The following is a 12,141-nucleotide window of genomic DNA, read 5'->3' on the forward strand; positions in this document are numbered from 1 at the left end:
GGTCGCGCCTCCGCGCGACCGGGGTCAGCGCCTCTTTAGTGTCGTCCCGGAGAGCATGATCATCCTCACTTCGCTCCGGATGATCATGCTCTCCGGGACGACACGACGCTGACCCGAGTGGTTCGGGTTCAACCCGCGTCGTCGTCTGTCTTCCAGCACGGTAACCCGCGCCGCTGACAGAAACGGGGTCGCTCAGAAAAGGGCGGCGCCGCGTTCGAAGTCGAGGAGGTGGCGCTTGCGCTCCAGGCCGCCGCCGTAGCCGGTGAGGTTTCCCGTGGAACCGACGACGCGGTGGCAGGGGACGATGATGCCGATCGGGTTGCGGCCGTTGGCCAGGCCCACGGCGCGGGAGGCGCCCGGGTTGCCGAGTTCGGCGGCGATCTCCCCGTAGCTGACGGTCGTCCCGTACGGGATGGTGCGCAGGGCGTCCCAGACGCGCCGCTGGAAGTCCGTCCCGTGCATGGAGAGCGGCAGGTCGAACTCCTTCAGGTCGCCCGCGAAGTAGGCGGCGAGCTGGTCGCGGGCGGCGTCGAACGGCGCCGGGTCCGGGGTGCCGAAGACGGCCTGGTCGGGGCGGTGCCGCTGCGCGTCCATGTAGCAGCCGCGCAGGCCGTCGCCGTCGGCGACGAGGGTGAGCGGCCCGACGGGGCTGTCCACGACGGTGTGCACGATGCTCATGCGAAGTTCCTCCCGGGAAGGTGGTTGATGGGATGGTCGCCCGTCGCCCACAGGTGCTGGACGGCGTAGGCGCGCCAGGGCCGCCACGCCGCCGCGCGCCGGGTGAGGGCGCCGGGGGCGGTGGGCAGGCCGAGGTCGCGGGCGGCGTACCGGACGCCGAGGTCGGTCGGCAGGAACGCGTCGGGGTCGCCGAGCGCCCGCATCGCGATGGTCTCGATCGTCCACGGCCCGATGCCGGGCAGCTCGGCCAGGCGGGCGCGGGCCTCGTCCCAGTCGCCGCCGACGCCGAGGTCGAGCGACGGCAGCGCGGCGACGAGCGTGGTGAGGGTGGTCCGGCGGGCGCGCGGGAACGCCAGCCGGTCCGGGTCGAGGGAGGCCAGGGCCGCCGGGTCGGGGAACAGGTGGGTGAGGCCCCCGGCGGGGTCCTCCACGGGGGTGCCGTGCTCGGTGACGAGCCGCGCGGCGTGCGTGCGGGCGGCGGCCGTCGAGACCTGCTGGCCGAGGACGGCGCGGACGGCGAACTCGGCGGCGTCGACGGTGCGCGGCACCCGCCGTCCGGGCGCCTTGGCGACGAGCGGCGCGAGCACCGGGTCCTCGGCGAGCAGTGCGTCGACGGCGACGGGGTCGGCGTCCAGGTCGAGCAGGCGGCGGCACCGGCTGATCGCGATGCCGAGGTCGCGCTGGTCGGTGAGGGTGAGCGTCAGGCCGACGTACTCGGGGTTCGGGGTGAGCGCGGCGATGCCGGGGCCGTGCGGGAGCCGCAGCGTCCGCCGGTAGGCGCCGTCGCGCCACTCCTCGACGCCGGGGACGCCGGTCGCGGCCAGGTGGCCGAACAGGTTGTCGGGGAACAGCGGCCGCCGGAACGGCAGCCGCAGCGTGAGCGTGCCCGTCGCGGCGGACGGGTGCCCGCGCGCGACGCGGTCGCGCAGCGCGGTCGGGGTGAGCGCGAACACCTCGCGGACGGTGTCGTTGAACGTCCGGATGCTGGCGAATCCGGCGGCGAACGCGACGTCGGCCATCGGCAGCGCCGTCGTCTCGATGAGGATCCGGGCGGTCTGCGCCCGCTGCGCGCGGGCCAGGGCCAGCGGTCCGGCGCCGAGTTCGGCGGTGAGCTGGCGTTCGATCTGCCGGACGCTGTAGCCGAGCCGGGTCGCGAGGCCGGGGACGCCGTCGCGGTCCACGACGCCGTCCGCGATGAGCCGCATGGCGCGGGCGACGGTGTCGGCGCGGTGGTTCCACTCCGGCGAACCGGGCGTGGTGTCGGGACGGCAGCGCTTGCAGGCGCGGAATCCGGCCTGCTGCGCGGCCGCCGCGCTCGGGTAGAAGCGCATGTTGGCGGGCTTGGGGGTGGCCGGGCAGGACGGCCGGCAGTAGATCCCGGTGGTCAGGACGGCCGTGAAGAACCAGCCGTCGAACCGGGCGTCCTTCGCCCGGACGGCTCGGAGGCAACGCTCCACATCCGTGTGCATGTCTCCAGCATCACCGATGGTCGCGGGTGTTCACTGGCGAGAATTCGACATCAACGACGCGGCCGCTCCCCAGAGTCTACGGCGATCCGCCCGCCGGGGCGCGCCGACGGGCGGATCGGCCGGCTCAGGACGCGCGGCGCAGGAACACGGCCGCCGCGACGGCGCCGCCCGCGACGATCGCGGCGTTGGCGAGCGTCGCGGTGTGCAGGCCGCGCAGGGCCGCGTCCCCGGCGATGGCGCCCATGACGGGGATGCCGAGCGTGATGGCGATCTGCTGGGTGAGCGTGGCGGTGCCGGTGGCGAGTCCCTGGTCCTCGTCGGGGAGGCCGGACGTCGCGGCGTTCATGAACGCGACGATCGCGGCGAGGTTCCCGAATCCGCCGATCGCGGTCGCGGCGAGCAGCAGGAGCAGCCCGTCGCGGGACGTGCCGAGGCCGAGCAGCGCGAGCGTCGCGACGGCCTGGAGGGCGAGCCCGCCCGCGAGCGTCCGCCGCACCCCGAACCGGGCGATGAGCCGCGGCGCGGACAGTCCGCCCGCGACCGTGCCGAGGCCGAGGACGCCGAGGGCGAGCCCGGTCGCCAGCGGCGAGTAGCCGAGGACGTTCTGGAGGTAGAGCGTCATCAGGAACACCAGCGACGTCATCGTGGCGAACGCGATGAAGCCGCCGATGTTGCCCCAGGCGACGTTGCGTCGCGTCAGCAGGCGCAGCGGGACCAGCGGCGCCCGGTGCCGCCGCTCGATCGCGACGAACGCCGCCAGCAGCACGACCGCCGCGAGCACGGCCAGCGGCGCGTGCGCCGAGATGCCGAACACCAGCGCGAGTAGCCCGCCCGTCACGGTGAGCGCGCCGGGAACGTCCAGCTTCACCCCCGAGGTGCGGCTCTCGGTGACCAGCAGCGGCGTCGCGACGACCACCGCGACCGCGACCGGCACGTTCACCAGGAACGCCCACCGCCAGCTCAGCAGGTCGGTCAGCACGCCGCCGAGGATCGCGCCCGCCGTGAACCCCGCCGACATCAGCGCGCCGGACAGGCCGAGCGCCCGCGTCCGCAGCGGCCCCTCGGCGAACGACGTGGTGATCAGCGACAGCGCGGCCGGGGTCGCGATCGCCGTCGCGACGCCTTGCAGGACGCGGCCCGTCAGCAGCACCGCCGGGGACGTGGCCAGCCCGCCGAGCACCGACCCGGCGGCCAGCAGCGCCATGCCGGTCAGCAGCATCCGGCGGCGGCCCGCCAGGTCCGCGATCCGCCCGAACAACAGGGTCAGCCCGGCGGCGGGCAGCGCGAACGCCGTCGCGATCCACGCCAGGTCGCGCGCCGCGAACCCGAGCCCGGCGCCGACCACCGGCAGCGCGACGTTGAGGATGGAGAAGTCGATCGCCAGCAGGAACTGGGCGCTGAGCAACAGGACGAGCAGCAGCTTCTGCCGTCGCGTCATCCGCGCGGAGGCGGGGGCGACGGCCGTCAGAGTGGCCATGACGGCCACCCTCGCGGGCACGGGCCGGGTTACCCAGCCCCCGCCCGTTGGTACCACCACCGGTGGCAGGTTCTACGCTCATCGACCATGAGCGGAGAACTCGGCGCGTTCCTGCGCTCGCGGCGGGCGCGGCTGCGGCCGGACGACGTCGGCCTGCGCGCCTACGGCGGGCGGCGCCGCGTCCCCGGGCTGCGGCGCGAGGAGCTGGCGCAGCTCGCCGGGGTCAGCGTCGCGTACTACATCCGGCTCGAACAGGGGCAGGCCGACAACGTCTCCGCCGACATCCTCGACGCGCTGGCGCGGGCGCTGCGGCTCGACGACGACGAGCGCGTCCACCTGCACCGGCTCGCGCGCCCGGCCCGCGCCGAGCCGCGTTCCGCGCCGCCGCGGCTGCGTCCGCCGCTCCAGCACCTGCTGGACGCGATCACGCACGCTCCCGCGTACGTCGTCGGGCACCGGACCGAGGTCGTCGCGTGGAACCGGCTGACGGCCGCCGTGTTCACCGACCTGGCGGCCATGCCGCCCGCCGAGCGCACCTGGACGCACCAGATCCACCTGAACCCGGAGTACCGGCAACGGCTCGGCACGAACTGGGACGTGGTGGCGCGGCGGAACGTCGCGTATCTGCGGTTCCGGAGCGGAGAGGACGCGTCGGTGGCGGCGCTCGTCGCGGAGATGCTCGCGCGCAGCACCGGATTCGCGGAGGTCTGGGAGGACCACGAGGTCGTCGACCTGCGGCACGGCGCGGCGCGCATCGAGCACCCCGAGGCGGGCCCGCTCGTGCTGCCCTTCGAGACGCTGCGGCTGCCCGGCGACCCCGATCTGGACCGTCTCATGCTGTACGCGGCCGAACCGGGCTCACCGTCGGAGGCCGCGCTGCGACGGCTCGCCGAGACGTCGGGGCACCTGCGGTCGAGCGCGGACCTGCTCGCCGCCTGACGGGCCATGCCCGGCCGCCTGGGAGGATCGGCGGGTGGACGTCATCGAGTGGGACGAGGACGGCGCGCCGCGCGCGGCGCGGTGGCGGTCGGAGAACGGGACGGCGCCGCCGCGCCGCGTCGTCGTCGCCGACGACACGCTCCGCGCCGACGACGCCCACCGGCTCACCTCGCAGGGGACGGCCGTGCTGTGGCGCGGCGACTTCCAGAACGCCCGCGCGCTCGTCACCGCGCTCGCGCGGCGGGTGGACCGGCCCAAGCGGCGGCGGAAGGCCGCGCCGGAGGGCGCCCAGGCGTTCCACCTGTACCGGCAGGCGCGGGCGCAGCGGGCGCGGACGCTCGGCGCCGTGCTCGTTCCCGTCGATGCCGGGCATGTCGTGCCGTTGCGCCGCGCACCGGACGTCGTGGACGCCTGCACCGAGGCGTACGGGGACGCCGCCGCGCCCTACGTCGTGTCGCTCCGCGAACTGCTCGGCGTGATCGGCGCGCACGAGTGGCGGGTGAAGGGAGTGCCGATCCCGGCGCTGGACGGCGACCGCATTCATCCGCACTACGGCGTCTTCTCGCCCGTGCGCGGCGAATACGTCGATCTCGTCGCGCAGGCGCCGCTGCCGCCGGACGACGGCGCGTTCGACATCGGCACCGGCACCGGCGTCCTCGCGGCCGTCCTCGGACGGCGCGGCGTCCGCGACCTCGTCGCCACCGACCAGGACCCCCGCGCCCTCGCCTGCGCCCGCGACAACCTCGCCCGGCTCGGGGTTCCGGCGCGCGTCGTCGCCGCCGACCTGTTCCCGGACGGCCGCGCGCCGCTGATCGTCTGCAACCCGCCGTGGCTTCCCGGCAAGCCCGCGTCGCCGCTCGACCACGCCGTCTACGACCCGGACTCCCGCATGCTGCGCGGCTTCCTGCGCGGCCTCCCGTCCCACCTGACGCCGGACGGCGAGGGCTGGCTGATCCTGTCCGACCTCGCCGAGCACCTCGGCCTGCGCACCCGCGCCGACCTCCTCGCCCTCGTCGCGGACGTGGGCCTCACCGTCGTCGACCGCCTCGACACCAAGCCCCGCCACACCCGTCCCGCCGACCCCGACGACCCGCTCCACAGCGCCCGCGCCGCCGAGACCACGTCCCTCTGGCGCCTCCGCGCCTGACGGTCAGAGGCGGGCGAGGGCCGCGCGGATGCGGCGGACGTCGGTCTGCTCGGCGGGCGGCAGGGGCGCCCCGGCCGAGAGGCGCAGGCCGGTCGCGCGGGCCAGGTGGGACGCGGCGGCCCCGGCGTCGCCCGCCAGTGCGGCGGCCCCGGCCAGGCCCTCATGGGCGAGCGCCGAGGCGCGGGGGTCGTTCATTGACGCGGCGGCGGACAGGCCCTCGGAATGCAGGGCGCGGGCGGCCTGCGGGTCGCCGCGCAGCTCGGCGATGAAGCCGAGTTCCGCGAGGATCAGCGCGACGCCCGGAGCGCCCTCGCGGGAGCGGTTCCAGTCGAGCCAGCGGCGCAGGCGGTGTTCGGCGTCGTCCAGGCGTCCCCGGCGGCGGGCCGTCAGGGCGAGACCGAGGTCGGCGAACTGCTCGGCCTGCTTGTCGCCGGTCTCCGCGCCGAGCCTGCGGGCGCGCTCGTGCAGGTCGTCGGCGCGGTCGAGGTCGCCCGTCAGCAACGCGATGCGGCCGAGGCCCGCCAGGTGCGCGGCGACCTCCGGCCACAGCCGCAGCTCCCGCGCCAGCCGCACCCCCTCGCCGCTCCGCCGCTCCGCCTCGGCGTAGTCGCCGTCGATCTCGGCCAGACGGCCGAGGACGGCGAGCGCCTGCAAGCGCCCGAACCCGTCCCCGGCGCCCGCGAACACCGCGAGACTGCGCTCCGCGACCGCGCGCAGCGCCGCCCGTCCGCCCTCGGGCGGCGCGAGCTGCGCCAGCATGATCCGCGCGAGCGCGACGCCCCACGCGTCACCGGCGGCCAGCGCGTCGGCCTCGGCCCGCCGGAACCGCGCGACCCGCACCTCCTGATCGCCGTAGCCCCACTGCGCGTAGCCGAGGAACCAGTGCGCCCGCGCGCTCCCGGCCGCGTCGTCCACCCCGTCGAAACCCCGCAGCGCCTCCCCGCTCCTCCCGTCCGGGTCCAGCTCCCGGCCCGACAGCATCAGCACCCCGGCCAGCCACGCCCGCACCCGCGCCCGCAGCGCGGCCTCGTCCCCGCCGGAGGGCGTTCCGACGATGGCGGTGAGGACGCGGGCGGCCTCACCGAGGTGACCGCGCAGGAACCAGTACCAGGCCAGGGCGTCGGCCATGCGCAGGGCGCGGGCCGTCTCCCCCGCCCGGACGGCGCCGTCGAGCGCCGCGCGGACGTTCGCCGACTCGGCGTCGAGCCCGGTGAGCCGGTCGGCCTGGCCGTGTCCGCGCAGGTGCCTGCCGGCCTCCACCGCGAACGCCGCGTAGTGCGCGCGGTGACGCGCACGGACGGCCTCCTCCTCCCCCTCCTCGCGGAGCCGTTCGAGCGCGTACGCCGCGACCGACTCCAGCAGCCGGTACCTGCCGTCGCTCTGCACGACGAGCGAGCGGTCCACCAGGTGCCCCAGCGAGCCCAGTACCTCCGTTCCGCCACAGACGTCTTCCGCCGCGGACAGGGTGCAACCCCCCGCGAAGACGGCGAGACGCCGCAGAACGGCGCGTTCGGCGGCAGGCAGCGGCTCCCAGCTCCAGTCGATCACCGCGCGGAGGGTGCGCTGCCGCGCGGGCGCGTCCCGGCGGCCGGTCGACAGCAGCGCGAACCGGTCGTCGAGCCGGTCGGCCAGCTCCGTCACCCGCATCGACCGGACCCGCGTCGCGGCCAGCTCCAGCGCCAGCGGCAGCCCGTCGAGCCGGTCGCAGACGGTGCCGATCGCGGCGTCGTCGGGGACGAACCCCGGCGCGGCGGCCGTCGCGCGCTCGACGAACAGCCGCCGCGCCGCGTCCCGGTCCAGCGGCGGCACCGGCCACAGCACCTCGCCCGCGACGTCCAGCGGCGCCCGGCTCGTCGCCAGCACCCGCACGCCGGGCGCGGCCCGCAGCAGCGGCGCGACGAGGCTAGCGACCGCTTCGAGCACGTGCTCGCAGTTGTCCAGGACGAGCAGCATCCGGCGGTCGCGCAGCGCGTCGGCGATCCGCTCGGCGACGGGCAGCGCGGCGACGTCGTCCCGCACCCCCAGCACCGCCGCGACGGCCGCCGCGACCCCGCCGCCGTCCCGCCCGCTCAGCTCCACGAGCCGCACCCCGTCCGCGACCCCGGCGGCGGACGCGAGCGCGAGCCGCGTCTTGCCGACGCCCCCGGGACCGGTCAAGGTCACGACGCGCGCGTCGTCCAGCAGCGCCGCGACCTCCGCGACCGCCGACTCCCGCCCGACCAGCGACGTGACCGGCGCGGGCAGGTTCCCGGCCGGACGCTCGGCCGCACCCAAGATCGCCTGATACAGCCCGGTGATCTCCGGCCCCGGATCGACGCCCAGCTCGTCGCGGAGCCGGACGCGCAGCCCCGCCAGGCTCTCCAGCGCCTCGCTCTGCCGCCCCGACCGGTACAGCGCCCGCACGTGCGCGGCCCGCAGGCCCTCGTGCAGCGGATGCGCGGCCGTCAGCGGCGCGAGATCGGCGGCGACGGCCGCGTGCTCGCCGCGCTCCAGGCGGACGGCGGCCAGCTCGACCGTCGCGGCGAGCCGCTGCTCCTCCCACCCCACGACGACGGGAACGGCGGACGGAACGTCGGGCAGGTCGGCCAACGCGTCGCCCCGCCAGAGCGCCAGTGCCTCGGTGAGCAGGTCGGCGCGGACGCCCGGGTCGGCCGCGCGGGCGGCGTCCGCGACGAGGTCCGCGAACCGCGCCGCGTCCAGTTCGCCCGGTTCCAGGACGAGCCGGTACCCGCCGCCCTCGCGCCGCACCCGGCCGGGCAGCGCGCGCCGCAGCCGCGACACCTTCACCTGGAGCGCCCCGGCCGGGTTCGCGGGCGGCGCCGCGCCCCACAGATCGTCGATCAGCGTGCCCGACGCGACGGGACGTCCCCCGGCCGCGAGCAGCGCCGCCAGCAGCACCCGCACCTTCGCCTCGGGGACGGCGACCGGCGCACCGTCGTCCGACCGGACCCGCAACGCCCCCAGCACCCCGAACCACACCACGTCAACGTAACGCCGACAGCGGACCGACGGCTTCCCGACAGCGCCCCCGCGCAGAGTGCGGACCACCGCGAACGAGAGGAAACACCACCATGAGCACCCCCGTCACCGTCCTCGGCCTCGGCCCGATGGGCCGCGCCCTCGCGGGCGCCTTCCTGGACGCCGGGCACCCCACGACCGTGTGGAACCGTACCCCCGGCAAGGACGCCGACCTCGTCGCCCGCGGCGCCACCGGTGCCGCGACGGCGGCCGAGGCCGTCGCGGCGAGCCCGCTCGTCGTGCTGTGCGTCCTGGACTACGCGGCGGGCACGGCCATCGCCGCGTCCGCCGCCGACGCGCTCAAGGGCCGGACGCTCGTCCACCTGACCGCCGACACCCCCGAGCGCGCCCGCACCATGGCCGCCTGGGCCGCCGACCACGGCATCGCCTACCTCGACGGCGCGATCATGTCTCCGACCGTGACGATCGGCGGCTCCGACGCGGTCGTCCTGTACAGCGGCCCCGAGGACGTCCACGCCGCGCACCGCGACACCCTCGCCGCCCTCGGCGGGACGCAGACGTTCCTCGGCACCGAGCCGGGCCGCGCCGCCGCACACGACCTCGCGCTGCTGGACGCGTGGTGGCTCAGCGTCGCCGCGTTCGCCCACGCCTTCGCGCTCGCCAAGGCCGAGGACATCCGCGGTCGCGACTTCGCCCCGTTCGCGCAGGGCATCACCGCGCTGCTGCCCGAGATCGTGACGTACTTCGGCGACGCCGCCGACAGCGGCTTCCACGACGGCGCGGACGCCACCCTCGGCTCCGCCGCCGCGAGCCTGGACCACATCCTGGAGACGTCGGCGTCCCACGGCCTGGACTCGTCCCTGCTGCGCGCCGCCAAGTCCGCCTTCGACCGCGCCGTCGCCGCCGGGCACGCCGACGAGGGCATCTCCCGGCTCATCCCCACGTACGCCACCGAACCGGAAGGAGCCTGACCCCGGCTCACTTCCCGATGAGGCTCCACGTGCCGTCGCCGGACGCGGTGAGCGCGGTCCAGTCGGTGGCGTCGAGCTTGAGGGCGGCGCGGAGGTAGGCGGCCACGGCGTCCGCGACGAGGGCGACGCGGGCGGGGTCCTCGTCGGTGGTCTCGGCGACGGCCTCGCCCGCGATGCCGCCCAGGGTGTGCTCGCCGTCGGCGATGGTGAGCAGGCTCTTGGGGGCCGGGGCGAGGTGGTAGGCGTCGGTCAGCCAGTCCGGACCCCGGGTCGAGAGCGGGGAATCGTCCTTTCCGCCCGCGACGACCAGGGCGGGGGCGGTCATGGTGGAGTAGTCCGGCCGGATGAACGGGAGGTGCTCGGCGGCGAACGGGGTGAGGGTGTCGCCCGTCCCGGCCACGGCGATCAGCGCGCCCGCCCGGACGGCGGGGTGCGAGAAGTCCTCGCCGGGCTTCCCGTCGGCGTCGAAGACGCGCGCGCCGAGGAGCGTGCCCGCCGTCTGGGCGCCCCAGGAGTGACCGGCGACCGCGACGCGGTCCCGGTCGGCGCGGTGCTCCAGGTCTCCCGCCTGGGCGAGGATGCCGCCGAGTCCGTCGAGGACCGCGTGCAGGTCGCTGATCCGGACGCGCCAGATCGTGCCGAAGCGCGGGTCCTCCCAGGCGATGCCGTTGCGGCGGGAGTCGAGGTGGGTGGGCTGCACGACGATGAATCCGGCGGCGGCCCACCGGTCCACCAGGGGTTCGTATCCGTCCATGGACCAGGCGTTGCCGTGGGAGAACACCAGGACGGGGAGGTTCCGGCCCGACACCGGGGCGGTGACCTTGACCTGGAGGTCGAGGTCGCGGCCGGGCGCGGGGACGGTGATGGGCTTGATCGCGACGATCTGCGAGGACATGGCGGACCTGTGCTCTCTTTCTCGTGGCGCCCTGCCATACTTTGGCGGAGCAGCGTTCCGCCAACTTAGCGGAACATCGTTCCGCGAACAAGGGGAGGGTCCGTGCCGGAGTCGGTGGGCGTGCGCAAAGCGCAGGCGCAACGCACCCGCGAGGCCGTGCTGGCGGCTGCGGCGGCGGTCTTCGTGGACCAGGGCGTCCAAGCCCCCATCCGCGACATCGCGGAACGCGCCGGGGTCGGCGTCGGGACGATCTACCGCAACTTCCCGACCCGGGCGGACCTCGTCACCGCCGTCTACCGGCACCAGATCGACACCTGCGCCGCCCTCGCGCCCCGCCTCCTGGCGGACTCGGACTGCCCGTTCACCGCCCTGACCGCCTGGGTCGACGCGTTCGTCGACTTCCTGGTGACCAAGCACGGCCTCGGCGCCGCCCTGGGCTCCGACGACCCCGGGCTCGAAAACCTGCACACCCTCATGCTCGACACCCTGGTCCCGGCCTGCGCGACCCTCCTCGACGCCTGCGCCGCCGCCGGCGAACTCGGCACCGACATCACCGCGTACCGGCTCCTGCGAGCCATCGGCAACCTGTGCATCACCGGCGGCGACTACGACCAGACCGGCGCCGAACACATGGTCACCATCCTCCTGACCGGCTGCCGCCCCCCGACCTGACGTCTCCCGCAGAGCCCCCCACAGCGCTGCGTGGTCAGAGGGCGGTGCGGGCTCGGGTCAGGAGGGTGCGGGCGGCGGGGCTGCGGGGGCCTTCGGCGGGCCAGGCCAGGACGAGGTCGCCGCGTAGCGTGCCGCCCGCGATCTCGACGGTGGTGAGTTCGTCGGCGTGGGCGGCGGCGAGGGAGGCCGGGACGAGGGCGGTGCCCAGGCCGCGCGCGGCGAGCTGCGCGAGGACGAGCGGGTCGGCGGCCTCAAGCGTGATGTCGGGCGTGAAACCGGCGCGGGCGCAGGCGTCCTCGACGACGGCGCGCAGCCCCGTCCCGGCCGGGAGCCCGGCGAGCTTGCGCCCGCGCAGCGCCGTGAGCGGGACGTCGCCCGCCGACGCGAGCGGATCGTCCGGCGCCACGACCGCCACCAGCCGTTCCTCAAGAATCACGTGGACGGCGACGCCGGGCGGCGGCGTCCCCCACACGCCGAGGACGGCCAGGTCGAGGTCGCCGTCGCGCAGCCCCGCGAGCAGCCGGTCGGTCCGCCCCTCCGACAGGGTGATCTCGACGTCCGGGTGGTCCCGGTGGAACCCGGCCAGGATGTCGGGCAGGAGCGCCGACGGCACCGACGTCACGACGCCCACCGCGACCCGCCCCCGCACGAGCCCGCGCAGGTCGTCCACGGCGGCGCGCGCGTCCTCGACCGCCGCGAGCGCCGCCCGCGCGTACGGCAGCACGGCCTCCCCGGCGGCGGTCGGCGTCACGCTCCGCCCCGACCGGTCGAGCAGCGTCTCCCCGAACTCCCGCTCCAGCCCCCGCACCTGCGCGCTCACCCCGGGCTGCGCCACATGCAGCCGCTCCGCCGCCCGCGTGAACGACCCCTCCTCCACCACGGCCACGAAGTACCGCAGTTGCCGCAACTCCATG

Annotated in this window: 10 protein-coding genes; 4 read left to right on the forward strand and 6 right to left on the reverse strand. The window is 76.0% G+C overall.

What is annotated here, in order from left to right; all coding sequences use genetic code 11:
- Nucleotides 1–192: 192 nt before the first annotated feature.
- From C229_RS0106060 to C229_RS0106070, 3 genes are all read right to left on the reverse strand, one after another.
- A complete protein-coding gene (locus tag C229_RS0106060; RefSeq protein ID WP_018654186.1) occupies nucleotides 193–678 on the reverse strand; it encodes a methylated-DNA--[protein]-cysteine S-methyltransferase in 486 nt (161 codons plus the stop codon).
- The gene (locus C229_RS0106065; protein WP_026313487.1) at nucleotides 675–2,147 is read right to left on the reverse strand and encodes an AlkA N-terminal domain-containing protein; all 1,473 of its coding nucleotides are present in this window, start codon (nucleotides 2,145–2,147) and stop codon (nucleotides 675–677) included. The genes C229_RS0106060 and C229_RS0106065 overlap by 4 nt, the downstream gene beginning before the upstream one ends.
- 124 nt (nucleotides 2,148–2,271) lie before the next feature.
- Nucleotides 2,272–3,624 (reverse strand): MFS transporter, encoded by a 1,353-nt coding sequence (locus C229_RS0106070; RefSeq protein WP_018654188.1) that lies wholly within the window; start codon nucleotides 3,622–3,624, stop codon nucleotides 2,272–2,274.
- Nucleotides 3,625–3,711: 87 nt separating this feature from the next.
- Here C229_RS0106070 and C229_RS0106075 point away from each other — a divergent pair, with 87 nt between their 5' ends.
- Together C229_RS0106075 and C229_RS0106080 are read left to right on the forward strand one after the other, a co-directional pair.
- A complete protein-coding gene (locus C229_RS0106075) occupies nucleotides 3,712–4,563 on the forward strand; it encodes a helix-turn-helix domain-containing protein (RefSeq protein ID WP_018654189.1) in 852 nt (283 codons plus the stop codon).
- 34 nt (nucleotides 4,564–4,597) lie between these two features.
- Nucleotides 4,598–5,710 (forward strand): methyltransferase, encoded by a 1,113-nt coding sequence (locus tag C229_RS0106080; protein WP_018654190.1) that lies wholly within the window; start codon nucleotides 4,598–4,600, stop codon nucleotides 5,708–5,710.
- A gap of 3 nt (nucleotides 5,711–5,713) precedes the next feature.
- On the opposite strand, the gene C229_RS29590 is transcribed toward C229_RS0106080, so the two are convergent.
- Nucleotides 5,714–8,692 (reverse strand): ATP-binding protein, encoded by a 2,979-nt coding sequence (locus C229_RS29590; protein ID WP_018654191.1) that lies wholly within the window; start codon nucleotides 8,690–8,692, stop codon nucleotides 5,714–5,716.
- A gap of 89 nt (nucleotides 8,693–8,781) precedes the next feature.
- Between C229_RS29590 and C229_RS29595 the strand changes: the two genes are divergently transcribed.
- Nucleotides 8,782–9,660 (forward strand): NAD(P)-dependent oxidoreductase, encoded by an 879-nt coding sequence (locus tag C229_RS29595; RefSeq protein ID WP_018654192.1) that lies wholly within the window; start codon nucleotides 8,782–8,784, stop codon nucleotides 9,658–9,660.
- 7 nt (nucleotides 9,661–9,667) lie between these two features.
- On the opposite strand, the gene C229_RS0106095 is transcribed toward C229_RS29595, so the two are convergent.
- Nucleotides 9,668–10,555: an alpha/beta hydrolase family protein gene (locus tag C229_RS0106095; RefSeq protein ID WP_018654193.1), complete on the reverse strand. Its 888-nt coding sequence runs from the start codon at nucleotides 10,553–10,555 to the stop codon at nucleotides 9,668–9,670.
- A gap of 102 nt (nucleotides 10,556–10,657) precedes the next feature.
- On the opposite strand from C229_RS0106095, the gene C229_RS0106100 reads away from it, so the two are divergent.
- On the forward strand, nucleotides 10,658–11,227 hold the full coding sequence (locus C229_RS0106100; RefSeq protein ID WP_018654194.1) for a TetR/AcrR family transcriptional regulator: 570 nt from the start codon (nucleotides 10,658–10,660) through the stop codon (nucleotides 11,225–11,227).
- A gap of 34 nt (nucleotides 11,228–11,261) precedes the next feature.
- Here the strand turns inward: C229_RS0106100 and C229_RS0106105 are convergent, their stop codons facing one another.
- Complete coding sequence (locus C229_RS0106105) at nucleotides 11,262–12,140, reverse strand: LysR family transcriptional regulator (protein WP_018654195.1); 879 nt, start codon at nucleotides 12,138–12,140, stop codon at nucleotides 11,262–11,264.
- Between the last annotated feature and the right edge of the window lies 1 nt (nucleotide 12,141).

Source organism: Actinomadura flavalba DSM 45200 (genome assembly GCF_000374305.1).
Lineage (GTDB): Bacteria > Actinomycetota > Actinomycetes > Streptosporangiales > Streptosporangiaceae > Spirillospora > Spirillospora flavalba.

What these genes read in the sequence shown, in the direction of transcription:
- C229_RS0106060 (WP_018654186.1), bottom strand. Translation starts at nt 678, where the DNA reads ATGAGCATCGTGCACACCGTCGTGGACAGCCCCGTCGGGCCGCTCACC.
- C229_RS0106065 (WP_026313487.1), bottom strand. Translation starts at nt 2,147, where the DNA reads ATGCACACGGATGTGGAGCGTTGCCTCCGAGCCGTCCGGGCGAAGGAC.
- C229_RS0106070 (WP_018654188.1), bottom strand. Translation starts at nt 3,624, where the DNA reads ATGGCCACTCTGACGGCCGTCGCCCCCGCCTCCGCGCGGATGACGCGA.
- C229_RS0106075 (WP_018654189.1), top strand. Translation starts at nt 3,712, where the DNA reads ATGAGCGGAGAACTCGGCGCGTTCCTGCGCTCGCGGCGGGCGCGGCTG.
- C229_RS29595 (WP_018654192.1), top strand. Translation starts at nt 8,782, where the DNA reads ATGAGCACCCCCGTCACCGTCCTCGGCCTCGGCCCGATGGGCCGCGCC.
- C229_RS0106095 (WP_018654193.1), bottom strand. Translation starts at nt 10,555, where the DNA reads ATGTCCTCGCAGATCGTCGCGATCAAGCCCATCACCGTCCCCGCGCCC.
- C229_RS0106105 (WP_018654195.1), bottom strand. Translation starts at nt 12,140, where the DNA reads ATGGAGTTGCGGCAACTGCGGTACTTCGTGGCCGTGGTGGAGGAGGGG.